The sequence below is a fragment of the Calothrix sp. FACHB-168 genome, from assembly GCF_963889195.1.
Taxonomy (GTDB): domain Bacteria; phylum Cyanobacteriota; class Cyanobacteriia; order Cyanobacteriales; family Nostocaceae; genus Aulosira; species Aulosira anomala_A.
Map to the genome: position 1 here is coordinate 36,396 of NZ_CAWPNJ010000034.1, position 26,593 is coordinate 62,988.

Below are 26,593 nucleotides of genomic sequence, written 5' to 3' on the forward strand. Positions count from 1 at the left end.
ACTTACGCAAAAATTACTAAAAACCTTAATTTATTGAACCGCCAAGACGCCTTCTCTGCGAGAGGCTTCCGCCAACGCGAAGCGTCTCGTTCGCGCAGCGTCTCCCCTTGGGAGAAGAGAAGAACGCCAAGAACGCTAAGAATTTGTAGAGGGTGTGTAAATTTTCACAAATGACAAATGACCTACTTACTTACCAATACAGAACTTACTAAAAATTCTATCTAACACTGATTCTGTAACTTCCTCACCAGTGATTTCTCCTAATGCATGAATAGCATCTCGTAAATCAATTGTCCAAAAATCAAAAGGTAATTCTTGCACAATTGTATTCTGCATTTGCTCTAGAGAAATTTGTGCTTTTGTTAATGCTGCTGCTTGTCGTTGATTAATTGCTAAATCCATATCAGCAGCTTGAACTTTTCCGGCTTGAACTATTTCTAAAATTGCATTTTCTAAATCTTCTATACCTTGATTTTGTGCTGCTGCTGTAAAAATTGTCAATGAGAAATTAGAAATTTCCGATTTCAGCTTATTTTTAACATCTGCTGCGACTAAATCAATTTTATTAATTACCAAAATTAAAGGACGATGTTGTACCTGTTCGTAAATTTCGCGATCGCCTTCTGTCCACCCTACAGATGCATCAATGGTCAACAGTACTAAATCTGCTGCACTAGCCGCACGGCGCGATCGCTCTACACCAATCTTTTCTACTTGGTCTGTCGTCTCCCGAATCCCGGCTGTATCTAGCACCTGGACGGGAATACCGCCCACAACTAACTGCGATTCCACAACATCGCGGGTAGTTCCCGGTAAATCGGTGACAATAGCGCGATCGCTCCGGCTCCAAGCATTGAGTAAGCTGGATTTCCCTACATTCGGTCGTCCGACAATTGCCACTTTTAACCCCGTGCGTAGCAGTTCGCCTTGATCTTTCGTTGCCAGTAATTTTGTAATTTCTGCGGCGATGCGATCGATTTCTGATATGATAGCTTTACAATCCAACGGAGGTAAGTCTTCCTCAAAATCGATCCGCGCTTCAATTTCCGCCAAAATATCCAAACAGTTAGCGCGTAACTGACGGATCGGATGAGCTAATTTACCTTGTAACCCAGCTAAAGCAGTTTGAGCAGCTTGTGGCGATCGCGCTCCTACTAAATCAGCAATTCCTTCAGCTTGGGTTAAATCCAATCGTCCATTTAAAAATGCACGCAGAGTAAATTCTCCCGGTTGCGCGAGCCTAGCACCATTTTCCAAGCACAGTTGTAATACTTGCTGTACCGCCATAATTCCCCCGTGACAGTGAAATTCCACTACATCCTCACGGGTATAGGAACGGGGTGCTTGCATGATTAACAACAAAGCCTCATCCACCAAGTTTTGCGTTTTTGGGTGGCGAATATAGCCGTAGAGAATGCGGTGACTTTCCCAAACTTGACGCCCAGGAGCATGAAAAAGAATTCGGGCGATGGCGATCGCTTGGGAACCAGACACCCGCACAATACCCACGCTACCCTGCTGGGGGACAACAGCAGTTGCGATCGCGGCAATGGTTCCAGTAGTAGCAAATATTTCCGACATGAGCGCCCTTTGCAGCAAATATAATACGAGCCTAACAGGTACTTTGGCATGATGTAGGGAAAGGATTCAAGGGGCGTTGGGACTCCCATTAAAACAATCATCAATCGTTGTGTAGGCACAGGAGCAGGAGGAAAAGGACTATTAACAGTTAACAGTTAACGGTCAACAGTCAACAGCCTTGACGCTGGATTGTGCAACTTAAAAGTAGAATAGCTTATTGTCTCTTACCACGGAGAGAAGCTAGGGGATCGATGCCTTCTATACTAAATAATGGTGAGTATTTAAACGAATAGGAGAGCAATTAGCAAGGTAAGATTTACCTGAAGAGTAGATAAACGCTCTGATAGAGAGGGGATTCACTGTGGAGCAAAAAGTTAACTGCGCCGTAGACTGCGTAAACGGTTGTGTTTTAGGGGATAAATGTCCCAACCTTGAATTTAAAGAAGCAGCAGCACAATTTATTGAAGATACTTCATTAGATAAAATGCTGGAAATGGCAGAAGAGCGACTGCGGCGAAAAATGATGGAACCGCCAAAATGGGTTTTACCAGACGATCAGTAGTCTTCTGCTAGATTATCGCTGATAACTGCTGGGCGATCGCCTGAAGTAAATGTTCTGGTTGTGTGTGGACAGCTCGTTGTGTTCGTTCAATCGGCTGTCCTTTCATTATCAACTACACTTTCCGAAAAATAGAAAATATTTCTTGAGGTTAATTGATGAGTTCATATCTCATGTAATTAATTAACCAATGACTCAACGAATCATATTATTTGTCGCCACCGCTACCCTGTTAATTTTAGGATTTTTATCTTTAGGTAGCTACATAGCTTGGTTTTATCCCCTAGAACTATTCTCCCACTTTCGCGTTCACTATTTAATTTTATCTTTAATCTTCACTGCTATTTTAGGCATTCTCTGGAAAACACGGCATTTCAAAAATAAAATAATAGTTCTCGCAGCTTTATTATTAGTAGGTTTAAATTTAATTGAGGTCATTCCTTGGTATCTACCTCATACACAACAATTAGCCGGAAATTCATCTCCACAAATTCGGCTTTTATCTTTTAATATTAATACTCAAAATAAAGATGACAAAAACATTATTAATGTCGTGCAGGATAATCGTCCTGATGTAGCTTTATTTCTAGAAATTACTCCTAATATTTTCAACGCTTTAAAAGCAGAGTTAACAAATACTTTACCCTATAACTTTAGAAGTCCTGGTGGCGGATTGGCAATATTTAGCCGCTTACCTATTCAAGATATCAAAGCAGATAATTTTAATGGTCAAGGCGGTCATAACTTAATAGCAACTTTAACAGTAAATAAACAGCCTATTAAGTTAATTGGTACTCATCCCCTAGTACCTGTAAAAAGAAATACTTTTCACAGACGTAATCTTCAGTTAGCAGCTTTGAGTGATTATATTCAAGAAATTAATCAACCAGTAATTCTGATGGGAGATTTTAACTTAACACCTTGGTCGCCTTATTATCGCAGATTGATAAAGAAAACAAATTTGCATAATACACGCTTAGGTTTTGGTATTTTACCAAGCTGGCCGCGACCAGCAACCCATGTAAATATACCAAACTGGATGATTCCCCTGTTAAATATTCCTATTGATCATTGCTTTGTCAGCAAGCAATTTCGCGTTACAAAAATTCATACAGGAAGCAATGCTAATTCTGACCACGCACCCTTAATTACTGACTTAGTTTTAACTTAAAATCCAATAGATACTATGCAATTGTATCTGGATCGATACCTAATTCTCGCAGTTTTGCTGCCAAGCGATCGCTTCTTTGCTTTTCTTGTTCAGCACGTTGCTTTTCCTGTTCAGCACGTTGCTCTTCTTGTTCAGCAAGTTCTTGTGGTGTGACAACTAATTGTCCTTCAGCAGTAAAAAACCGTAGTTTTTCTTGCTCAATTCCCAAATATAACTCTAGCTGTTGACTCCACAACCACCCATCAGAATTTGCTTCTATTGCTTGATATTTACCACCTACTAAGACAAAACCAGCAAATTCTAAATTCTGCGGATCGAACCAGAAGTATTCAGGTGTGCGAAACGTATCTTGATAAATTTGTTTTTTTAAGCCTTTATCTGTTAAAGCTGTAGAATCTGATAGAAGTTCGATAATTACGTTGGGATATTTACCATCTTCTTCCCAAAGCACCCAACTTTTACGGGGTTTACGTTCAGTTCCCAACACGACAAAAAAATCTGGGCCGCGAAAATCTTCTGACTTGCGCTGGCGCGGGCTGTAGTATATTGTAATATTGCCAGATGCATAAAAGTCATTGCGGTTTCGCCACAACAACTCCAGACATTGGATCAGCAATGTCATTTGTAGACGATGTAAGTCAGTTTCCAAAGGCGGTTCGTCACTATATAAATCCCCTTTAGGAAATATAACATCATCTGGTGTGGCTAAATCTTGGGCAATAGACATGGCGCTAATTGTCTCACTGCTATAAGTTTAACCTAGTAGCAAAGAGCGATCGCTTATTACTCAAGTAAATTCTTTTGTATCTCCTACCAATTCAAAATAATGTGGGCGACACATACATATATTCTAGAGGGCATGGCAATGCCATGCCCCTACCCATTTGTTACATTTTTTCCCAATTGGTATAAATAAGTTGGTGCAAATCAACCATAACTATTTTACGAAACGTAAATAGAATTAAACGTTGGGTTTCGTTCCTCAAACGCCACTTGCTTTAAGCCGGGAAACCCGTCCAACGCAGTGGCTCCCCAACCTACGCGGGTTAAGGTTTTTGAGCTTAACCGAGCAGTATTGCAACCCAACCTACATCCTTACCAATGACAAATGACAAATGACAAATGACTATTCTAAATATCTAAGCCAGTAACTATTAAATCTGGTGGATACTCAACAGTAAATTGATAATTTATCTCTCTTTGTTCTTCAGCTTGCAAAGTTAAATCCCATTCCAAAATCCCCATTTCTCCTAGTTGAATTTGTGGATTAGTGCGGGTGAGACGTACCTTTAATTGCTCGTTACGACTGACTGGTAATTGTTCCGTGAGTATCAAACGAGCTTTTTGATCGAGCAAGTTACTAATTGTCAACCGATAACCATAAGTAATTCGCCGTTGACTGCTCATCATTTTTTTATCAACTTGACGAGTAACTAAATCGCGCTCAATTTTTAACCCTTCATCAATACCTAAATTAATTTTGAATTCTTCTCCTGGCGCAATATGTTCTAAATTGGTTGTACCCACAAACATATTGTCTCGAAAAATATTCGCTTTACCTGGTAATAAAGTTGCACCATTGGCACTATTTTTCACTTTAGCTTGCAGATAAGCAAAGCTGACTAATCTGGGGATAGCAATATAATCACAATTACTAGGATAGTCATCATTAAAAATTGTCGTTTTATGGGGTGCGCCATCGCTGGGAATATTACCCCCACCATTCAGTTTAAAGGTGACTACACTTCCGGCTTGAGATACTTCAGCAACTACAACTTCCGCTTCTATCGCACTTTCCTGGAGAATATCGTCCTCTGCTTCCTCAATTTCGCTAGTCGCCGCTTGTGCCATCATTGGCATTATAGCTCTACGACTTATAAAGTCTACTGGCGGACGGGAATGAGTATTTATATACCAGGGTTCCAGCTTTGGAGGTAATGTACCTAAGCCTGGTTTAGCTGTAGATAGGGTGAGAGCTACACCTAGCCAATCTTCGCCTGTGCTTTGGGTGACTTCAGCTAAGTAAGTGAGATTAACAATATTACTACTAATGTTAAAGCGCAAATCATATAATGGAGTCCAACTAGCGCGATTCACTACATAAGAAACCTCTAGTTCAAATTCTCCTGCACCAGCTACTTCCACCGCTACAACTAAACTTACACTTTCTTTCGGGTGGGGTGTTTGGATGTTTTGCAGTGAGGCGCACAGAACTTGTAATTGCTTGTCTAGTTCTTCTTGTTGGGTTTTGCATTCCCCAGAAGCGATCGCATATTCACCATACTGGCTACCCAAAAAATTGAGAAAATCTAGAGTTTCGCTGAGGCTGAGATTTTTCCGCGACAAGCTTTGAGCAAAGGGTTCTTCTGTTTTTTCTCGCAAGCCAGCAATAAAACTAGACTGCAAAGCTAAGGCATCGATTTGCGCTTGTAGGTGGCGTTTTTCGGCTTCTAACTGCTGAATTTGTCTTGTGAGTTGGTTTACCCTGTCTACAACTGGTTCAGCCGTGTAAATGCGATCGCTGCTCACGCCTAACAACCTCACCCCTACTGTACCTTTACCGCTAACCCTCACAGAATCAGTTTCTAGAGTTACTGGTAGGGAAGTCAGGACTAATTCTTTTTCTTCTCCTGTCAAAGAAACCCTAGCCTGTCTTGTGACTAGGGCGCGATCGCTGTATACTGTCACAGCAACAATCTGGCTGTCTACAGTTTTGCGTAAAGAACTTGTTTGTGAATTGTCAGTTGTCATGGGTAATATTGGGCATTGGGCATTGGGCATGGGGCATTGAAACAATTTTGGATTTTGGATTTTAGATTTAAATTAGAATCCAAAAGACGCTCGCGGACTCGCTCTAAGCGAAGCTATGCCGGAGGCTTTACGCTGCGCTATCGCAAATCTAAAATCTAAAATTCTTTGTTCCCCTAGCCCCTAACCCCTAACCCCTAGCCTCTAACTCCTTTTCATTCTGGAATTGCTCAAAAGTACCCCAAGAAAAAGACGTATTTTGCTCGATAAAGTTCTTGGCTGCATTAATCAAGTAATCATAATAGGTACGAGCGACAATTGATAATTGCTTACCAGAAGGGTAAACCATGTACCAAGTACGCTTAATCGGAAAGTGCTGTACATCCAAAATACTTAATTCAGAAGATTCCGCAATTAAAGTATGACGAGATAATACAGAAATTCCTAAACCGCCTGCGATCGCTTGTTTAATTGCCTCATTACTCCCCAATTCCAATTTTACATTTACTGCTATTTCATGTTCGTCAAACAAACTTTGAACGGCCCGACGAGTACCTGAACCTGGTTCTCGCATAATAAAAGGTTCTTGCGCCAGACGCTGGATAGGAATATTTGTCTCCTTCGCCAGTGGATGATTCACTGGTGCAAATACAACCAGAGGATTATCTAAAAATGGCTGACAATTCACATCAATATTTTCTGGGACTTGGCTCATAATATACAAGTCGTCCAGGTTATTCACCATTCTTTCTAAAATCCGTTCGTGGTTTGTGACTTGCAGGGAAATATCTATGCCTGGATAAAGTTGACAAAATGGCCCCAATAAACGCGGCACAAAATATTTTGCGGTTGTAATTACGGCTAATTTTAATTGACCCTGTTTTAGCCCTTTCAAATCGGCTACTTTCATTTCAAATTGGGCTATGGTTTCAAAAATTTGCCGACAAGTAGCAAACAACTCGCGTCCTGCTTCTGTTAAATATAGGCGCTTACCAACCTGCTCAAATAAAGGCAAACCGACCGATTTTGTTAATTGCTTGATCTGCATGGAAACGGTAGGCTGAGTGAGGAACAATTCCTCAGCAGCACGAGTAAAGCTACCGTGACGTGCTGCCGCCTCGAACACCTTCAACTGGTGTAGCGTCGCTTGGTTCAAGGGTGATTCTCCTCTAAGAGCGATACTTTAGACATAAATCTAGTATCACTGAACACTTGCATTCGCGATAGCATTGATCATACAAAAGTTCTGATTCATAAGTATAGATATTACTCTATGAACCCTATTACGACTTAGATCTTTTCCTTATAGGGGGGAACAGTTATTATCAAAACAACAAAGCAAAGCGTAAGATGCCTTCCAGCTCCAGATGAATGCTGAATATTGAATCCTGAATGCGGATTGCCTACGATCCATCATTCCTAATTCATCATTCACCATTCATCATTCTTCCAAAACCTTGACGGGTAACTGTGCTAAATCTGGTAACTCAAGCGTTTCAAGTTCCGCAACTTGCTCTCGAATATTCACAGGGATGTTGATTGGTTGACGTTTTTCTATCCAGCAACTTGCCAGTGGTAGAGTCTGTTCTAATTCATCCAATGGTCGAGGAATCACCATTACAGCGTTCAACTCTCCAATTCTTTCTGCCTCATACATTCCCGCTTCTACGGCAACGGCAACATTAGCTACAGAACCACGAATAATGGCTGTACACAACCCCGCACCAATTTTTTCATAAGCTGCCAAATGCACATCAGCTGATTTCAGCATGGCATCGCAGGCTCCTACCATCGCCGGAAATCCCCGCGTTTCCACCAAACCAACGGCTTGGTTACTCAAACGGCTATAACTGCCGTCCTCCATAATTTTACTGAGAGTAGTGGTAATTGGCAGCACTATATCTAAATTAGGGTAAGGACGGGGAATAACTAAGCTAGATACCAATTGACCAAATTGTTCCGCAGTTTGCACGCCAGCTTCTACAGCCAAACGCACATCAGCTATACCACCGCGAATAATGGCTGTACAATGACCGCCACCAATTTTTTCATAGCCAACTAAATGTACCCCTGCGGATTTTAGCATCATATCCGCAGTTCCTACAATTGCGGGAAAACTCAGGGTAGATACCATACCCAAAGCGGTGTCTTTGAGGTTATCTCGCCGACGTGCAGCTTGAACAGTGCTAATAGCTCTTTGATTAGATGTTTCCATGTGAAGTCTCCGGATACTCACAGAAAGAATAAAGGTTCAAGGATGAAAGCATAATGAATATTAAATTCTTAAATTAGCTAGAATTTCATCCTTCATCCTTCATACATCAGATGACATCTTACAATTAACACTTATTCAGACCGATCGTCAGAGATGGGTTCATTTAGAGATTGTCTATGGGGAAATAATGTCACTAATAACCTTTGAATGCTACCTGTACCATAAATTTGTGTGCCAAAACTGTTGGGTGATTCGCTAGTAGCAGGTTCATTAGATTCTGGAGATTCTACTGCAGCAGGTTCTAAATTAGAAGCACCCAAAGCCGGGTTTTCTTCTACAGCCGGAGATTCATTTACCTCTGGAGTCGCAGGCTGAGATTCTGAACTAGATTGATGTTGTAATTCTAGGAAAAATCCCCCAGAGATCGTAGTAGAGGAAGTAGTTTTTTCCCCATTACTACTTTTACTCTTGTCTCTTTGCCTGCCAATCAAAGTCCTTTGTTCTTTTATCGTCTGGGTATTGGTAGAAGCATTAATTGCTGCTGGTTCCGGTTTTTTCGCTTCAATTTGTCGGCTAGAGTCTCCCAAAATTGAACCAGGGGGAATTACTTGTCCCGGTGCAACTGAACAGTGAAACACTGTGGTAGCGGAACCAATACAAGCATTTGTACCGATTGTACCTTGACCAACCATGAGAAAACCGGCTCCCAAGTTTACTCCTGCTTCTATTTCTAGGGTTCCTTCATGAATTTGCAGAATCGAACCCATACCAATACAGACTCCTGGGCCAATGATGATTTTGCTGTTTGCAGCCGCTTGGAGTATCACCCCTGGTGCGAGTACTGCACTAGGATGAATAGTCACCTCGCCACTAATATAAGAGTCAAAGTTATTGCTGAGGCGCAGTGGCGGCACAGACATGGAAATTGTCACCTCGGAAGCCGGAAAAATGAGAAATTGAGGAAGATATAAAGGATGCAGACAATGAAAATGTGGCTTGCCGCAGGCTTGGATGAAAAATCACATTTTATACTTCATCCTTTATACTTTCTACTTCCATACTATCTATGGGCGTTGAATAATAGTCTCTAGTACCCGACGTTTAGCTTTGGGATCGATACCAATGAGACGCACATATTCACCGGCGTATTCTGCCAGGTTCGCTTCTATGGCCGCGATCGCTTCTCTCTCAGAATGAGCTTGAATTGTGCCTGTACTTGTCCAGGAACCAGTGCGGAAGCGTCTTTGGTCTACATGTTCAATGCTGATTTTATTCCCAGATGCTAGCAATTGCCGCAACTGCTCTACTACTTCCCCACTTAAGCGGGTGCTAGTTGCAGGTGCTGTAGCTGTCGCTGTTGAACCACCGCTATAGGAGGATTTGGGACTGCTAGCTGCTGGCTGGGCAGGGCCATTGGGACGTTGGATAATGGTTTCTAATACCCGACGTTTAGCTTTCGGATCGATACCAATCAAGCGGACATATTCGCCTTGATGGCTGCTGATACAATCTTCTAGAGCTGCAATAACTTCATTGGTGGAGATAGAGTTAATTGGCTGACAGCTTTGCCAAGAACCAGTGCGGAAGCGGCGCTCGTCTACGTGTTCTGTACCGATTTTGTAACCGCCTGCCAAAAGTTGGCTAATTTGTTCTACGGTTTCGGCACTGATGCTTCCATTGCTAGCGCCATGACCATTAGTACTAGCTTTGTAGCTACCGTTAGATTGAGCAGCAGGAGCTTTAAAGGTAGCTGGTGCGGCAACAGTACCATCGGGACGCTGAATTATAGTTTCTAATATGCGGCGTTTACCGTTGTCGATACCGAATAAGCGTACATACTCGCCTGCGTGATCTGCTAGACAAGTTTCTAAAGCCGCGATCGCTTCTCCCAAAGATCTCGCATCAATCGGCTGACAACTAGTCCAAGAACCTGTGCGGAATCTTCTTTGATCTACATGTTCCGTGCCAATCCTATACCCTTGCTGTAACAAATAGCGTAATTGCTCTATTGTTTCTGCACTCAAACTTCCGCTTGCCACTTCACTACTCCTTTCCAGCTCTAATACAGTAATGCCATTTCTTGTAGAAGATTTTTTTAATTCGTCCCGAATGGGCGCAATACATTTACTATCCGCCACACACAGATAGCCAGCCCGTAGTGCTTGATTAATGCCCACTACGTGATGGGTAAATTCCTGATCTCGCGCTTGCACATCAGGTAAGCGATCGGCTTGTTGCTGATTGGTAATAATCGCTCCTGAAGGTACGTATTTACCAGGGGGAATTTCCACATCTTGAATTAAAGCGTGCATCATGACGATGCAACCCGCACCCACCCTGGCATTAAATACTGTAGAGCGAAAGCCAATAAAGGAATTATCCCCAACATAAGCTGGCCCGTGAATTAAGGCCATATGGGTAATGGAAGCATTTTTTCCAATCCAGACCGAGTATTCTTCTTGGTCATCACCAATTACTCGGCCTTGCTCCAACCCATGAATTACGACACCATCTTGAATATTAGTATTTTCACCAATGAAAAAAGGTGTACCTTCATCCGCTCTAATCGAAGTCCCCGGAGCAACGATGACATTTGCACCTATGCGCACGTCTCCAATCACTTTGGAAAACGAATGTACAAATGAGCTGTCATGGATTGTTGGCTCAGCTAAGTTCCTCGACCACGGGGTTGGGGGTGCCACCGTGCTGCTGACTGCCATCGCGAGATTCCTCCTAAATTTGTCAATTGTCAGTTGTCAGTTGTCAATTGTCAGTTGTCAGTTGTCAGTTGCCATTTGTCTTTTGTTGTATGTCATTTGTTTGTTGACTAATGACCAGTGACTAATGACCAATGACTAATGACCAATGACTAATGACCAATGACTATCTATATTGGTCTTTTTTGCTGTAAATGAGACGATCTTCAACATGAATAGTATCAATTATCGCCACTACCGCAGCATCTAACGGCCGATGTTCGTTGCCAGGAACTTGACGAGCCGCACTACCACGACTGAAAAGTACCCACTCATCTACTCCTGCGCCGACAATATCTGCTGCTACTTCGTACTTTGGCAGGAGGTTCCCTTCTTCATCTACCAATTGCAACAACAGTAGTTTCACACCGCGAAGACTTGGCTCTTTTTGCGTGCTAACTACTGTTCCACGAACTTTAGCAATTTGCATTACAAGTTATGGTCTTCTGCCGAAAGGACGAATGGCGTTTACATTTTCCCGGAATTGTTCTACATCTTCTGTATAACGAATTGGCAGGACATATTCTAAGTTTTCGTGAGGACGGGCAATGATGTGGGTAGATAAAACTTGTCCGCCGTTAACGCGCTTTACTGATTCCACCCCAGCTGCTACTGAGGCTTGAACTTCGGATACATCTCCCCGAACGATGACTGTAACTCGACCGCTACCGATTTTTTCATAGCCTACTAAGGTAACGCGAGCTGCTTTTACCATTGCGTCTGCTGCTTCTACTACTGCGGGAAAGCCTAGCGTTTCTACCATTCCTACTGCAATCGACATTAGTTTTAATCCTTAATGACAGTTTTTATCTCTGGACAACACAAGCACTCAAGAAGGCAACCCCGTTAATCAATTATCTATCGTGGTAATGGGTTTTTTACGTGCGGAACTGTTCTACAGCTTCTGTATACCGAATTGGTAAGACGTATTCCAGGTTTTCATGAGGCCGGGCAATGATGTGGGTTGATACTACCTCACCACCGTTAACTCTTCTGGCTGCTTCTACCCCAGCTGCTACTGAGGCTTGGACTTCTGATACATCCCCTCGCACAATTACTGTGACTCGTGCGCTACCAATTTTTTCATATCCTACTAATGTTACACGAGCGGCTTTCACCATCGCATCAGCAGCTTCTACTACTGCGGGGAAGCCTTTAGTCTCAATCATTCCAACTGCAATTGGCATCGCAGAACTCCTACAAAATTAATCCGATCAGTACTGTGCTTTGAAATTTTTGACGGGGAAGCTCATCTTGAGCTAAGAAAACACTTCCAAATTAAGCATAGGAAAGCTTGGCGTTCCTGGCAATATAAATCACTATAATAGTTTATAATAAAATCGTTTAAGAAAACTTAACAAAAATTAATGCTGTCATTTTGTTAATGAAATTTCACGGATTGCTAGAGCGGCCAATTCAGCTTTATAATTTTTTAATTACATTTGTCAAACTTAGATTAATAAAGTTTGTAATTTCTAATCAAGAGTGGCTACGGGAGTCTAGATGGTTTATCTGAACCGTCTTTCCCCCATTTATCTTGGTTTATCCAAGCATCGGCTAAAAGTTATATAAGTTTTTATAATACTACCTATAAATTGGCAATGTATAAGTAGGAATTCTCAGGCTACAACTAAACTGTAGTTACAGAATTAAACAATTTTATTCTGTTAGATTCCAATTTTACTACCTGTCTCATGTCAAGCTAATTAGAGAAAATATATTTCAGAAAAGTTGTTTTAAAACGAGGCATTCCATACTGAGTCGTCAAAGGAAATTTAAATGGATCATTTTCTCTACATTACGAGTTGGTTTGTGCCTTTTTATGGTTTAATAGGTGCTATTTTGACCTTGCCTTGGGCAATAGGAATTATTCGCCAAACAGGGCCAAGACCAGCAGCATACCTCAATTTGTTGACAACTATTGTGGCATTTGTCCATAGTCTGTTGATATTTCAAAATATCTGGGATAAAGAACCAGAAACTGTAATTTTTCACTGGTTCCAAGTCGCAGATTTAGATTTATCCTTTGCCTTAGACATTTCCCCTGTCAGTGTTGGGGCGACAGTTTTAATTACCGGGTTAAGTTTTTTAGCCCAAATATATGCTCTAGGCTACATGGAAAAAGACTGGGCCTTGGCGCGGTTTTTTGGGCTATTCGGACTTTTTGAAGCCGCACTGAGTGGTTTAGCCATTAGCGATTCATTATTTCTCAGTTATGCGCTGTTAGAAGTCCTGACTTTGTCTACATATTTGCTGGTAGGATTTTGGTACGCCCAGCCGTTAGTAGTGACAGCCGCGCGAGATGCATTTTGGACAAAACGGGTAGGAGACTTGTTACTGCTAATGGGGGTAGTGACCCTTTCTTGTTTAGCAGGGAGTTTAAACTTTTCTGATTTATATGAATGGGCGCAAACAGCTACTTTAGATCCAGTGACTTCGGCTTTGTTGGGATTAGCGTTAATTGCCGGGCCGGCTGGTAAATGTGCCCAATTTCCCCTACATTTGTGGTTAGACGAAGCAATGGAAGGGCCAAACCCAGCTTCTGTACTGCGGAACTCATTGGTGGTAGCAGGTGGGGCTTATGTGCTGTATAAAATGCAGCCTTTACTGTTCCTTTCCCCGGTGGCTTTAAATGCCTTGGTAATTATGGGTACGGTGACAGCAATTGGGGCGACATTAGTGTCTTTAGCACAAATTGATATTAAGCGGGCACTATCCCATTCCACCAGTGCATACATGGGCTTGGTATTTTTGGCAATGGGGTTACAGCAAGGTGGCGTTGCCTTGATGTTGCTGTTAACTCATGCGATCGCGAAAGCTCTATTATTTATGAGTTCGGGTTCGATTATTTCTACCACCCACACTCAAAATTTAACAGAAATGGGCGGTTTGTGGTCGCGGATGCCAGCTACAACCACTGCCTTTGTGGTTGGTTCGGCGGGGATGGTAACTTTATTACCATTAGGTAGCTTTTGGGCTATGCTAGCTTGGGCTGATGGCTTTGTCAGTATTAGCCCTTGGGTGATTGGGGTCTTAGTCATCGTCAATGGATTGACCGCATTAAATTTAACCAGGGTATTTAGATATATCTTTTGGGATAAACCGCAACAAAAAACCCGCCGCGCGCCAGAAGTCGGTTGGCAGATGGCTTTCCCGATGGTAACTTTAACCATCCTCACACTTTTACTACCAGTCATGTTGCAGCAATGGTACTTACTACCAGATTGGGAAAGTGTGAATTGGTATGTAGTGGGAATGTTAATCTCTTCAACCCTGGTAGGTGTAGCTATCGGCGCGACGATGTATTTAGATAAAGCATGGTCGAGGTCGAGAATTTTGGCATGGAGATTTATCCAGGACTTGTTAGGTTACGACTTTTACATTGACCAAGTGTATAAAGTCACCATAGTCAGTGCTGTAGCCATACTATCGAAAATTTCCGCTTGGAGCGATCGCTATTTAATCGATGGCGTAGTCAATTTGGTGGGATTTGCTGCTATCCTGAGCGGACAAGGTTTAAAGTATAGCATTTCTGGACAATCCCAAGGTTATATGTTGACCATTCTCTTCGTCGTCAGCATCCTGGGTTTTTTCATTAGCTGGTCATTAGGACTACTGGATAAGTTACCTTTTTAGTCAATGGTCATTAGAGACGCGATGAATCGCGTCTGTACAATTGTCTCCCTTGTCCTTTTTCCCTTCACCATATCCTTAAGTAGTTCTTTGTATGCTGAGTGCGTTGATTTTAGTGCCCTTATTGGGTGCGGCTATAATCGGTTTTTGGCCGCCGGGGATGAATGGTAAAGTATCCCGTGGGCTAGCGTTGCTATCTGCGATTATCGCTTTTGTGTGGTCGATAATTTTAGCAGTTCAATTTAATCCAGGGCTAGTTAATCAACAGTTTGTAGAATTCCTACCTTGGGTAGATGCTTTAGGTTTAAATTATAATCTGGGTGTAGATGGTCTATCCTTGCCGTTGCTAGTGTTAAACGGCTTGTTAACTTGCATTGCCATCTACAGCAGCGATGAATCTCTGCAACGTCCGCGATTGTATTACTCGTTGATATTGCTGTTAAGTGCTGGGGTAACTGGTGCGTTTCTTGCTCAGGATTTACTGCTATTTTTCCTGTTTTACGAAGTTGAACTCATACCCCTGTATCTGTTGATTGCTATTTGGGGTGGAGAAAAGCGGGGTTATGCGGCTACCAAATTCCTGATTTATACAGCAATTTCGGGAATTTTGATTTTAGCAAGTTTCCTCGGTTTAGTTTGGCTGAGTGGTGCTACTAACTTTTCTCTGGCTTCTTTGAATGCCAAGACGCTACCATTAACAACGCAACTGTTGTTATTAGGCGGACTTTTAGTTGGTTTTGGGATTAAGATTCCTCTCGTTCCCTTTCATACATGGTTACCAGACGCTCACGTTGAAGCTTCTACACCAATTTCCGTGCTACTAGCTGGGGTATTGTTGAAATTGGGAACTTATGGCTTATTGCGCTTTGGCATGAACTTGTTACCAGAAGCTTGGAGTTATTTAGCTCCCTGGTTAGCAAGCTGGGCTGTAGTCAGTGTACTGTATGGTGCATCTTGCGCGATCGCCCAAAAAGATATGAAAAAAATGGTGGCTTATAGTTCCATTGGACACATGGGCTATATCCTCTTAGGAGCGGCGGCTACTACTCAATTAAGCACTTTAGGCACTGTGATGCAGATGGTCAGCCACGGTTTGATTTCTGCGCTTCTGTTTTTACTCGTAGGAGTTGTGTATAAAAAAGCAGGTAGTCGCAACCTAGATGTCATCCGGGGACTGCTAAATCCAGAAAGAGGTATGCCGGTAATTGGTAGCCTAATGGTCTTAGGTGTCATGGCTAGTGCGGGAATACCGGGAATGATTGGATTTATTTCCGAATTTGTGATATTTCGCGGTAGTTTCCCAGTTTACCCGGTGCAAACCTTGTTATGTATGACTGGCACGGGTTTAACAGCAGTTTACTTCTTAATTCTCGTCAATCAAGCCTTTTTTGGGCGCTTATCTGCCCAAGTTATCAATTTACCACGGGTGTATTGGAGCGATCGCCTACCATCGATAATTCTAGCTGTGGTAATTGTGGTTTTTGGTATCCAACCAGCTTGGTTAGCGCGCTGGAGTGAACCAACAATCACTGCAATGGTGAATCCACAAAATTCTGTAACCACAGTAGCCTTGGATCGAGCAGACAAAAATTAAAATACAGTGATTGGGTTTGTAGTATTGCATTATTGTCACTACAAACTCAATCGTCAATTTGGTCAATAATAAATAATGAAACCTTGATAAAAAATCTTTAATTGCCAATTTTTCATAAAAAATCGCTAATGACTAAATAACAGTTTTACTTTTTTGGAGCAATCATCATGGTAACTATTCAAAACAAACCCTATAACAACCCCCTAGCTGAATATATAAAGCGCCTACAAACAGGAGAAGCACTACTTGCTGATAGTCCAGAGAATGTTTTAGAAGTAGTTGGAATTCTCAAAAGTTATGGCGTGGTTTTAGATGAATACTCCAAAAATCTAATATATATTGCCGATCATCAATTTCTTGTATTTTTTCCCTTCTTTAAATACTTTAATGGCGAATTTTCTTGGCAGAAATTATTCCGGCATTGGTGGCACGATCGCATTAATTTTGAGTATGCTGAATATTGTATGAAGTCCATGATGTGGCATGGTGGCGGTGGACTAGATAAATATTTGGATACCAAGGAATTTCAACAAACAGCCCAAGCTGTAATTACGGCTAAATTTAAAAATAATCCCTTCGTTTTAGGAATCAATCAACTGTTTCCTGACTTTTTAATTGAACAGTTGCGAGTTTCTGCATACTACAGTGGTTTGGGGCAATTTTGGCGCGTCATGGCTGATATCTTCTTAAATCTATCAGACCGTTATGACCGAGGTGAAATTAAGACAATTCCCCAAGTTGTAGAACATATTAAAGCAGGCTTAGTGGCAGATGCAACTAGACCAATTACTTATGCCGTCAAAATTGATGGTAAAGTTTACGAATTGCTGCCGAAAAAAGAAGGTTTAACCTTCTTAGCAGACACCGCTATTCCTTATGTTGAAGCTGTTTTCTTCCGGGGAACACCTTTCTCTGGAACAGTCACATACAACGCCCAAGCATATCAAATTCCTCCAGATCAAGCACGCTTTCAATATGGTGCATTATATGCCGATCCGTTACCAATTGGTAGCGCTGGGATTCCGCCTACTTTATTAATGCAAGATATGCGGCACTATTTACCAGAATATTTGCATGAATTGTATCGCCACAGTCCTCGCGGTGAAGATGATTTGCGAGTGCAAATATGTATAACTTTCCAAAAGTCGATGTTTTGTGTAACTACAGCCGCAATTTTAGGATTGATGCCTTATCCTTTAGATAGTGAGGAGCCATCGGAACAAAAAGCCAATCAAGTATATTTAGAAAAGTGGATGGAACGGTTCCAAACTTCTCGCTTGTTGGATGTTAATAAATAAAAAAGGGCGGGAAACCCCCGCCCCTACAGGATAAATGTGGTATGAGAATTTGATTTTTAATCGCTACAAATATCTCGATGTGATTCAGCAGCTAGATCCGGTGAGAGATCATCACCAGATATATACTGTAATGTACAGTTATAAACAGGACTTACGGAAAAATTGCCCAAATCCTTAATTTATGGAACCGCCTTCTCTACGAGACACTACGTGAACGCGCAGCGTCTCGCAGAGAAGACGCCAAGAACGCCAAGAAGTCCTAGAGTGTGTGTAAACCCTAATAAATTTATCAAAAAAAACGCCAAAAACTCCTCCCTTCTCCTCTGCGTCTCTGCGTCTCTGCGTGAAAAAAATCTTAATAATACTACAAATTCAAATTTAATAACTTAGATATCGCAGGTAATAATTGATTAGCAGTTCTTACCAAAGTCGCCGAACTTGGTAAACCTGCAAGCGTACCTATCAAAATCTTCAGCGAAGTTCTAGCTATCCGTCGCATTCTTCCTTCCTCTGGATATTTCCCCGCTTCAGCTAAAGCAATTACCTGCTCTAAAGCCTCTGCTTTATCTTCCGGTTCTAACTCTCTATTTGTGACAATTTCTGTTTGCAATTGTTGCAGTAAATTTGCTAATCTAATGGCCTCTGGTGCATCTAGAGTTTGCAATTGGGCAATACTATTACTCACTAAATAAGTAGCATCGGTAACTGTCACTTCACCTAAATCAATACCTTGATTAATGTGAATACTTTGCTCGCCAATATTAATTGGATGACTAATAATTATGGCATCACTTACCTTTTCTACATATTTGCCATTAGTAATCACAAATCTCTCACCACTGCGAGAAATTTTGGTTTCTTCTTGCGCTGCAATTAACGCTGCTTGAATTACTATATTATCAGGCTGAAGAATTAACGCTTGACGGAATTGTTCTTTAGCCGCTTCAAATCTATCTTGCTCCATTAATTCTTGTCCATAACTCAGCAAAGCTTGGACAAATCCTTCTTTATTACGGATTGGATCGACTTTATAAGCTCTCGCATAAAGTTCTACAGCTGCGTCAAAATCTTTCACATCTATGCATACTTCCGCTAGTCGAAATAGTGCATCAAAGTGATTGGGGTTAATTTGCAATACTTGTTCGTACAACTGCCGTGCATTTTCAATATGATTATTTTGATATAATTTTGTTGCTTGTTGATAAATGCGATCGCTTTGGGAATCGAGTTTAGCTAATTCCCAAATTTCTCTGCGCAATGGATACCGCTTAATCAGCCAACGCCGCACTAATTCAACGGTAACTTTGTAATTATTCAAATAATATAACTCTGGTAATCCAGAGGTTCTTAATTGCTTAAAAAATCCCCATTCTAGCAAGCGTTCCTCTGCTGTATGAAATGGTTCAGTTAACACCACACCACACTGTACTAAATGCGTTAAAGGTTCGCCTTTAACTACAGAATTTGTTTGCTGTTGCACTTGTGCTGCGGCGGAAAACACCACTCTTTCTGCAATGGGTAAACCATCGCGGAACCATGCTAAACCAGCTTCGCCAATTTCAATCGCTGATTCAATAATATTATCTACATCTTGGCGATTTACTAGCCAGCGTTGCTCATCTCTTGCTTGAGAAAATAGGGCAAAGCAGATAACTTGTGTAAAATAAGGATGTCCTGCTGATAATTGTAAAATTCTGTCAATTGCATCAGCTTGATATGTCAGAATACCCTCAGCAGGTTTGATAATTAATCTTTCTGCACTGTGTCTATCTAAAAGACCAATTTCTCTATGGGGGGCTTGCCTAAATAAACTGAGTAAATTAGGCATATCATCTAATTGTCGCCCCACTACGGGAATAATATAAAGTTCTTTGTGCCAATAAACAATTGACTGAAGACAAGGGAAGAAATGAGAAATTGCTGAATTTTCTTCAGAGTCACCTAAAACATCAAATTCATCCAGTAATAGAACTAAATTCTTACCTGCTATTTGTTGATAAATTTGCGGTAAGAAGTCGTTGAAAAATATTTGTGCATCTTCAGCCAAATCGCTTTTTTTTGGTAGTAAAACTTGACTTGGAGATAATTCCAGAAAATCAATAATATCTCTACCTAACTCATGCAAAACTTCACTCAGAGATTTTTGACTTTTACCCTCTAAAGATAAAGGTACAAATAAAAATTCTTCGAGAGTGATAAAGTTAGGAATTTGTGACAATATCGATGATTTACCAATTCGGCGCTGACCGTGCAGTAAAATTACTTGTGCCTGTTGATTCAGATTATCTTGGATAAAATTAAATAAATCTTCACGGCCAAAAAATAACTCTGGTTCGTAAATTGGGCGACCAATAATGTAAGGATTATCTTCCCAATCGCTTGCAGACACCATTCTCGCCAAACCCTCCCCAGAGGAAGTAGATCAGTCTGTAACTTAAGCATAAAGCAGGTGACAATTACTTCTCAAGTAGGGTCACCCCCCAGTTTACGCACAATCCATACTAAAGACTGGACTATATCTTGATGTTGCCATACCCAAGCGATCGCTTTTTTAACTGTATTCGCTTGTTCTCGGCTCATCAAATTGAGAAATACTTTCTCTCTTCCTTCTAGTTGCGCTTCATTGGTATGGTAAATTTCTTGAATCACCCACCATTCCATCATCGATGAATTAAAAACGTAAACGCTTTTACCTTCTTCAAATGTCCGCAGAATTACACCTCTTTCCTCCAAATCAATTAATTCTCGGCTTCTTTGGCTAAAAACTAAATCAATATCCCCTAAAGCATAGCGCGTATTTCTATTTAAACGCCCTTGCAGTCTTACCAGTGCAATTAACATTAACAAAATCTGTTCTTCTTCTGTAGAAAATCTCCAGGTATCGCGGAAATATTGCTCGGTAGCGCTTTCAAAATCTCTGGTAAAAGTTTGCAGATTAGGAGTTTGTCCAGCTTGGATACTGTCATAGAGTAGATAACCAGCATTTTGCAGTAGCGCTGGATGTCCATCTATGATATCTAAAACCCCTGCTCTCAAGTTACTAGGAATGGGTATGTTCAGCCTAGCATTGACTTCATTGGGGGGTAATGGTCTCAGGAGGCGGAAAAGATAATGGTTATACCAAGGTGAACCACCAGGGGTAATGGTCGGCCCTAGTTCATTCAAGCGGCGAAAGGTGGTAACAATAGTTGAGAGATATTTGCCTTCATTGCTGTGAACTGCTAAATCGCGGAACTCGCTCAAGAAGGTGAGCATTTGTGTTTCCGTGTATTGGTCATTAGGGTGAAGGGCTGCATCATAATCATCTAATAACAGTAACAGGAACTTTTCACGCTGCCCAATTTTCCGCAGCATCCGCCGCAAATCGCCTTTTTCTACCTTATCTTCCTGCAATAGCTGCTTAATCTCAGTTTGCAGTGCTTCGTCACCTTCAGCTTCATCTTGCAACAAACTGAGGATTTCGCGCCAGAAACCAGAGGGAGTAAAAGGACTTATCCCCCCACAGTTCATAGAAATGATGAATGCTTTAGTTGCATCTCGTCCCCGCGCTTGCCAAACTACAGGTGAAGCTAAGTATCTCAACAGCGAAGACTTACCCATACCAGGACTACCATATATAGCCAGGTGAGCGCGGCGAGAAATTTGATCGAAAGCGGTTCTTACTTCAGAATTACGCCCGAAAAAGTAATCTGGAGGTACCGGGCCACCAACATAGAAGGGATTTTGTGACATTTAATGTAATTAGGTCAATAGTCAACGGTCAACAGTCAACAGTCAACGCTGACAGCTTAATTACATTATTAACTCGTTGTATTAACTTGTTGACGCGTTGGCGAAGCCCACCGTTCGCGTAGCGTTCCGCAGGAAAGGTATCGCATCTTCCTGTCGCGATAATCAGCAACCCCATAAACTGTCACTGTGGGAAAGCGTGGCTTCGGGCTACTTAGGTGTTAGTTATTGCGATCGCCGAAGTGGCTATTGTCTTGTCCGAAGTGGCTATTGTCTTGTCCGAAGTGGCTATTGTCTTGTCCGAAGTGGCTATTGTCTTGTCCGAAGTGGCTATTGTCTTGTCCGAAGCGGCTATTGTAGTATCCGAAGCGGCTATTGTAGTATCCGAAGCGGCTATTGTAGTATCCGAAGTGGCTATTGTAGTATCCGAAGTGGCTATTGTAGTATCCGAAGCGGCTATTGTAGTATCCGAAGTGGCTATTGTAGTATCCGAAGTGGCTATTGTAGTATCCGAAGCGGCTATTGTATTTGTCCGCAATAGCCATTGCGAAGCTGAAAACCCTCTCCTGTGGTCATAATACTACCTTTGCAAGGGTAAGGGTTGTTTTTTAGTTTAGCAATTGGGCGAAGAAAAGAGCGATCGCTTAGTTAGGCTAAGTTTTATACTTGATGGTAGGAAGATGGCGACCAACATAGCCAATAATGATTGTTCCTGGTTTAATTGGCAAAAAGTGAATTCGCCAGTTGCAAAATCTTAATTTAATATGTCTTTCAAATAAACGTTCTTTGCCATCTGGACAAATAAAAGTTCTTTGTTTGCCATATTTATTCAATGTTGCTTCACTTTCTCCAGATTCATCAAGAGCATAACCTTCTACATTGAATGCTCCAGTCTTCCAGTTTTTGCAACAGTTTTGAAGCTCAAACAATGTTTTAACAACAGATTGTAATTCTAATTGTCTAGTACGGATATTTGTTAACTGGTTACCTACATTATTACAGAATGCTAAGTTAGGAAACAATTCTGCTCTTTTATCCCAAAGATCATCGCCATCCAATACTCCGGTACGAATGCGGTTTTTTATCCATTCTGCGTGTTCATGTACATGGTGATCGCAGCTTGCATGAAAAATTTCTAAAGTTTCTTTTACTATGTCTTCATCTTCATTAATTTGCATAGCCTCGATTTCTAAGCGGCTTAAATTCCAGCATTCATCAGATAGAAAACTTACGGCTATTGCATCAAGCAAATGAGCAATACCAAGCCCAATTGCTATTTCTCCCTGATAATAGAATTCACATAATCCAGAATTATTTTCAATATCTTGAATAGCTGAATTTGATAAATCTAGTGATAAAGGCGCTTTAATAGCAAGAGCCTTGATAAAGCCTCGCTCTAATTGATCTGCCTCATTTAACCAACGACGTAAAGGATAATTAGGAGCCAGCATAATTGTATGGAAATGTTCTTTAGAGCGAAGACTTACCTTAACACCTTGTGCTGTAAAGGTTTTAATTGTTCTAATTAACTCAGACATCCATTGTTGCGCTATTTGCTCATTTGGCGCTAGATTTCTCAGAGACAACTCATTTAATATTAAATCAAGCTCCACACTCTAATCTCCCATCACAGGTTCTAACAAAGCATCTAAGCTTTTTTCCCATTCATCAAAAAAACCATCAGGCCATCGGTCAATTCTACCGTCCCGATCAATGTGAGGTGAGACTACTTTTGTGTAAGCTTGTCCTTGTTTTTCTTGGCGTTGGAAGTAGTGCAATTGAACATCTTCTGGTTCAAGTTTGCCATCATGAACAGCAAGACGAATTCCATTTAAAACGTGGTCGCTATGAGTTTCTATAACTACTTGAACACCACAACTAGCAGCAAGTGCTAACAATTCACCCATTTTTGCTTGTCCTCTAGGATGAAGATGAGCCTCAGGATTTTCAACTAGAATAAGTGTATCAGGTTCTGATGCGAGTACTGCCACTATAATTGGCAAAGTGTAGGTAATGCCAAAACCAACATTAGTGGCGCGGTAAGGATTACTGAGTCCGTAGGTATATTGAAAGCTTACCAAATCCATATCTGAATTAGATTTGATTTCTAGGCGTGTACCTGGACTAATTTCTCCTAGCCATGCTTCCACTTGATCTCTTAAATTTAGGGAAGTTGCACTGGGATGACTAAGATTAGCATTAGGAATATCTTGATCTCTATAAATTGAGAGGAAGTGTGCAGTATATTCTCCTTTAGTCCCCAGTTGTTTATGTTGTCGCACTTGAAAATCCGATATCTCAAAGTATGTTCGGGTCCCAATTCTTTCTGCTTGCAGGTAGTGAAATTTATCGTTAAAAAGACTTAATTGATATATATTAGAGGAAGTAAGTTCAGAAGCAAGCGCTAGCACATCTGCTTCTTGATTATAGTTGAAAAGCCAAATACCATGTGTTCCATTTGTCCACATCAATTCAAAACCAATTGAGTCATCTTTTGCTCCCTCAAACAACGCATCCTGCGCCGTACCAATTGAAACGAATTCACCATTAAGAGCTAAACCTTTATCTGGTAATAAGTCCTGTAGGTAAGATTGACGCAGTAGGAGCAATGCTTGTAAAGTAGAAGACTTACCTGTACTGTTAAGACCAGAAAGTAAGGTTAAATTCTTTAAGTCAAGCAACTGATCTTCAAAGGCTTTGAAGTTTTTTAATTTTAATGAATTAATCATGATAGTGCTTTTTGAACAATTTGTTTAATAGTATTAAATCTATAATTAACTTTATCAGCAGCTTGAGATATAGATTTTACAAATTCATCATCTTTGTCAATATATTCTATAAATGTATTTACTACTTTATTTTTTCTTTGTTTTATTAAATCTGCTTCTTGTTCATTTAGGTTACTTAAAACAACAGACCAAGCTTCAAACAAAGATTTATTGAGGGGTTGCATTTTTTTAGTATTTTTTAAAATCTTTCTAAAAGCATATTTTCCAAATATTGAATAAGCTAATTCCATAGTAAATTTAAACTTTTGCTCAAGTTTGTCTAGTTGTTCATCAATCATTTGGTTGATTTTGATCATGGCTTCATTCAAAAAATAGTCCCTGCCTTTTTGAATAGGATAATCTTGATATGGCATTAATGAAAAAGCAATAAAACCAAGGATAAATTCATGATCATCCATCCGTTGTTGTCGTTTTTTACTAATATTTGTAACTTTTATAAATTCTTTAGAATTTGCAAGATTGGTCAAAAATTTTGTGGCTTTACCTGGATTTAAAGCATGACGTAATTCTTGCGGTGATAGAGGTTCCCCGCCTGTGTTAATTCGTCTGAAAATATTATATTTAACTTCGGGTGGTGTTCCTTTTTCAATTAAATAAAGTGTAAGTATAGTTTCATCTATACGACGCTGATAATTACGTGGTAATTCGTCATAATTTTTGCCTTCTAGATGAATTAGGAACTCTAGTTGATTTAACCTAAGTTCTTTGTCAATAGCAAACTTTTTTAGAGCACTCAGTCTTTGTAGCCCATCGATAACTAACCATTTATCTTCATTAGTAGCATCCATGTAGAATGCAGGTAATGGGATACGAATTAAAATTGATTCAATAAGTCTGCTTTTAGCAGCAGGTGTCCAAATATCAGCATGACGTTGAAATTCAGGAGCTAAGTCAATTTCATCAAATTTAATCCTTTTTAACACTAAGTCAATAGTCATTGGTCGAGTATCAACTCTAATTTGGCTCGGATCAAATGGCGTAGAAATTATCTCTTCTTCTGATTCAATTTCTTCATCTTCTATTTCTATATCTTTTTCAAAAAAATCAAGGTTCAAATTATTCACAATCATACTCCTTTCGTTGATAAAAATTTACTTACTTATATATGGTTACTTGGTTGCTCTTGATAGAAATTGTATATTCCTTAGATATCTTAGTTTTATAGTACTATAATATGGCTTTTGTAGTTAGAATCAAAATATACTGATTGCGCACTCAGCACACAGCAACTATAAATAGGAAAGCAGCTGTATTTTAACAGCTGCTTTAATAAAACAATATCTCTTATTGTTTATTATCGTTACTTGTCTATCACCAAATTAACTGGCTTAACTCCCGCTAAATCTAAAATTTGCGGAATCAAGTCTTCTCGCTTCACCGCCATCATGTGTACGCCTTGACACAATTGCTGTGCAATTTGTACTTGTTCGGCGGCAATTTTTACACCTTCTTCTAGCGGGTGTTTGGCTTTAGCTAACCTATCAATAATGTGTTGGGGAATATTTACCCCAGGAACGCACTTATTAATAAATTGGGCATTTTTTGCAGATTTTAACAGAAAAATTCCGGCTAAAATTGGTTTATTACAGCCTGCAGCTACGCTGTACATAAACTTTTCTAACCTATCAAAGTCTGTAATTAATTGACTTTGAAAAAATTGCGCTCCTGCTTGTAATTTGCGTTCAAAGCGGCTTTGTAAACCTGACCAACTCGCACATTGGGGGTCAACTGCTGCACCGACGAATAAATCGAGTGCGCCATCAGTTAAAGGTTGTTCGTTAGCATCAATACCTTGATTAAGTTTGCGAATGAGTTGCAGCAGACGAATAGCTTCTAAATCAAAGACGCCTTTAGCATCTGGGTGATCGCCAGCTTTTACTGGGTCACCTGTTAAAGCTAAGATATTATGGATACCTAAAGCATGGGCACCCATGAGGTCTGCTTGTAAACCAATGCGATTGCGATCGCGGCAAGCCATCTGACAAATCGGTTCAATTCCATGTTGTAATAAAATTGCCGAAGCTACCAACGAAGACATCCGCAATACTGCTCGGCTACCATCGGTAACATTGACAGCATGAACCCTCCCCTTAAGAGTCGCCGCCATATCAAGCATGTGTTTTGGATTTCCGCCTTTAGGTGGTGCTACCTCGGCAGTAATTAAAAATTCGCCTGCTTGTGCAGCTTGGCGAAAGCCATTCAAGACTGTCGGATTTTGAGTATCAGACATAACATTCAGAATTTGCAGTTTCTTTCAGGGTAAATCAATTTACCCCTATTGAGATGATTTATAAAGTAAACCTTAAATTCTCGGTTGCCTGATGGCAATGCTGAATGTATCAATAAATCTCGTGGTTTCAAGCTAACAGAACTTACGCACTCAGATCCCCCAACCCCCTCCTGGGGGCTTTAGAGGTTGTTTGAAAATTTATTGGCTGTATCTTCAAACTTATTGATCCCCCCTACCCCCCTTTTGTAAGGGCGGTAGGGGGGATCAAAGTCCCCCTTTTTAAGGGGCAG

The 26,593-nt window shown here is 40.7% G+C and carries 22 protein-coding genes; 6 read left to right on the forward strand and 16 right to left on the reverse strand.

What is annotated here, in order from left to right; translation table 11 throughout:
• Positions 1 to 186 precede the first annotated feature (186 nt).
• On the reverse strand, positions 187 to 1,581 hold the full coding sequence (mnmE, locus tag AACW45_RS21015) for a tRNA uridine-5-carboxymethylaminomethyl(34) synthesis GTPase MnmE (protein ID WP_190634461.1): 1,395 nt from the start codon (positions 1,579 to 1,581) through the stop codon (positions 187 to 189).
• A 361-nt stretch (positions 1,582 to 1,942) separates the two neighbouring features.
• Here mnmE and AACW45_RS21020 point away from each other — a divergent pair, with 361 nt between their 5' ends.
• Together AACW45_RS21020 and AACW45_RS21025 are read left to right on the forward strand one after the other, a co-directional pair.
• The gene (locus AACW45_RS21020; RefSeq protein ID WP_190634463.1) at positions 1,943 to 2,143 is read left to right on the forward strand and encodes a hypothetical protein; all 201 of its coding nucleotides are present in this window, start codon (positions 1,943 to 1,945) and stop codon (positions 2,141 to 2,143) included.
• Positions 2,144 to 2,330: 187 nt separating this feature from the next.
• Positions 2,331 to 3,311, forward strand: coding sequence for an endonuclease/exonuclease/phosphatase family protein (locus AACW45_RS21025; RefSeq protein WP_190634464.1), 981 nt, complete (start codon positions 2,331 to 2,333; stop codon positions 3,309 to 3,311).
• Positions 3,312 to 3,324: 13 nt separating this feature from the next.
• Here the strand turns inward: AACW45_RS21025 and AACW45_RS21030 are convergent, their stop codons facing one another.
• The 9 genes from AACW45_RS21030 to AACW45_RS21070 all read right to left on the reverse strand — a co-directional run bounded on the left by AACW45_RS21030 (position 3,325) and on the right by AACW45_RS21070 (position 12,217).
• Entirely contained in the window at positions 3,325 to 4,038 is a 714-nt protein-coding gene (locus AACW45_RS21030) for a Uma2 family endonuclease (protein WP_190634466.1), read from the reverse strand.
• 404 nt (positions 4,039 to 4,442) lie between these two features.
• Complete coding sequence (locus AACW45_RS21035; protein ID WP_190634536.1) at positions 4,443 to 6,062, reverse strand: mucoidy inhibitor MuiA family protein; 1,620 nt, start codon at positions 6,060 to 6,062, stop codon at positions 4,443 to 4,445.
• A 187-nt stretch (positions 6,063 to 6,249) separates the two neighbouring features.
• Complete coding sequence (locus AACW45_RS21040) at positions 6,250 to 7,215, reverse strand: LysR family transcriptional regulator (RefSeq protein ID WP_190634468.1); 966 nt, start codon at positions 7,213 to 7,215, stop codon at positions 6,250 to 6,252.
• A 285-nt stretch (positions 7,216 to 7,500) separates the two neighbouring features.
• The gene (locus tag AACW45_RS21045; protein ID WP_096644010.1) at positions 7,501 to 8,274 is read right to left on the reverse strand and encodes a BMC domain-containing protein; all 774 of its coding nucleotides are present in this window, start codon (positions 8,272 to 8,274) and stop codon (positions 7,501 to 7,503) included.
• A gap of 131 nt (positions 8,275 to 8,405) precedes the next feature.
• Complete coding sequence (locus AACW45_RS21050; protein ID WP_190634471.1) at positions 8,406 to 9,194, reverse strand: transferase; 789 nt, start codon at positions 9,192 to 9,194, stop codon at positions 8,406 to 8,408.
• A gap of 144 nt (positions 9,195 to 9,338) precedes the next feature.
• A complete protein-coding gene (locus AACW45_RS21055; protein ID WP_190634474.1) occupies positions 9,339 to 10,994 on the reverse strand; it encodes a ribulose bisphosphate carboxylase small subunit in 1,656 nt (551 codons plus the stop codon).
• Positions 10,995 to 11,157: 163 nt separating this feature from the next.
• The gene (locus tag AACW45_RS21060; RefSeq protein ID WP_096644007.1) at positions 11,158 to 11,460 is read right to left on the reverse strand and encodes a EutN/CcmL family microcompartment protein; all 303 of its coding nucleotides are present in this window, start codon (positions 11,458 to 11,460) and stop codon (positions 11,158 to 11,160) included.
• Positions 11,461 to 11,466: 6 nt separating this feature from the next.
• Positions 11,467 to 11,811, reverse strand: coding sequence for a carbon dioxide-concentrating mechanism protein CcmK (locus AACW45_RS21065; RefSeq protein WP_010995041.1), 345 nt, complete (start codon positions 11,809 to 11,811; stop codon positions 11,467 to 11,469).
• Between the two features lie 97 nt (positions 11,812 to 11,908).
• Entirely contained in the window at positions 11,909 to 12,217 is a 309-nt protein-coding gene (locus tag AACW45_RS21070) for a carbon dioxide-concentrating mechanism protein CcmK (RefSeq protein WP_009457333.1), read from the reverse strand.
• Positions 12,218 to 12,809: 592 nt separating this feature from the next.
• Between AACW45_RS21070 and AACW45_RS21075 the strand changes: the two genes are divergently transcribed.
• The 3 genes from AACW45_RS21075 (at position 12,810) to AACW45_RS21085 (ending at position 17,555) form a co-directional block, all read left to right on the forward strand.
• Positions 12,810 to 14,666 carry an NAD(P)H-quinone oxidoreductase subunit F gene (locus tag AACW45_RS21075; RefSeq protein ID WP_190634476.1) on the forward strand — a complete coding sequence of 619 codons (1,857 nt, stop codon included), beginning with the start codon at positions 12,810 to 12,812 and terminating at the stop codon, positions 14,664 to 14,666.
• A 91-nt stretch (positions 14,667 to 14,757) separates the two neighbouring features.
• Positions 14,758 to 16,257, forward strand: a complete 1,500-nt coding sequence (locus AACW45_RS21080) for an NADH-quinone oxidoreductase subunit M (RefSeq protein WP_190634478.1) — start codon at positions 14,758 to 14,760, stop codon at positions 16,255 to 16,257.
• A 167-nt stretch (positions 16,258 to 16,424) separates the two neighbouring features.
• The gene (locus AACW45_RS21085; RefSeq protein ID WP_190634480.1) at positions 16,425 to 17,555 is read left to right on the forward strand and encodes a CO2 hydration protein; all 1,131 of its coding nucleotides are present in this window, start codon (positions 16,425 to 16,427) and stop codon (positions 17,553 to 17,555) included.
• Positions 17,556 to 17,919: 364 nt separating this feature from the next.
• Here the strand turns inward: AACW45_RS21085 and AACW45_RS21090 are convergent, their stop codons facing one another.
• Positions 17,920 to 19,947, reverse strand: a complete 2,028-nt coding sequence (locus AACW45_RS21090; protein WP_190634482.1) for a tetratricopeptide repeat protein — start codon at positions 19,945 to 19,947, stop codon at positions 17,920 to 17,922.
• 71 nt (positions 19,948 to 20,018) lie between these two features.
• Positions 20,019 to 21,287 carry an AAA family ATPase gene (locus AACW45_RS21095; protein ID WP_190634484.1) on the reverse strand — a complete coding sequence of 423 codons (1,269 nt, stop codon included), beginning with the start codon at positions 21,285 to 21,287 and terminating at the stop codon, positions 20,019 to 20,021.
• Between the two features lie 215 nt (positions 21,288 to 21,502).
• On the opposite strand from AACW45_RS21095, the gene AACW45_RS21100 reads away from it, so the two are divergent.
• A complete protein-coding gene (locus AACW45_RS21100) occupies positions 21,503 to 21,862 on the forward strand; it encodes a hypothetical protein (protein WP_190634485.1) in 360 nt (119 codons plus the stop codon).
• Positions 21,863 to 21,937: 75 nt separating this feature from the next.
• Here AACW45_RS21100 and AACW45_RS21105 read toward each other — a convergent pair whose 3' ends face one another.
• From AACW45_RS21105 to AACW45_RS21120, 4 genes are all read right to left on the reverse strand, one after another.
• Positions 21,938 to 22,897: a hypothetical protein gene (locus tag AACW45_RS21105; protein WP_190634487.1), complete on the reverse strand. Its 960-nt coding sequence runs from the start codon at positions 22,895 to 22,897 to the stop codon at positions 21,938 to 21,940.
• Positions 22,898 to 22,900: 3 nt separating this feature from the next.
• Complete coding sequence (locus AACW45_RS21110) at positions 22,901 to 24,013, reverse strand: AAA family ATPase (protein ID WP_190634489.1); 1,113 nt, start codon at positions 24,011 to 24,013, stop codon at positions 22,901 to 22,903.
• Entirely contained in the window at positions 24,010 to 25,137 is a 1,128-nt protein-coding gene (locus tag AACW45_RS21115; RefSeq protein WP_373462097.1) for a DUF262 domain-containing protein, read from the reverse strand. Before AACW45_RS21115 ends, AACW45_RS21110 begins: the two co-directional genes overlap by 4 nt.
• Before the next feature lie 236 nt (positions 25,138 to 25,373).
• Entirely contained in the window at positions 25,374 to 26,303 is a 930-nt protein-coding gene (locus AACW45_RS21120) for a methylenetetrahydrofolate reductase (RefSeq protein WP_190634492.1), read from the reverse strand.
• Between the last annotated feature and the right edge of the window lie 290 nt (positions 26,304 to 26,593).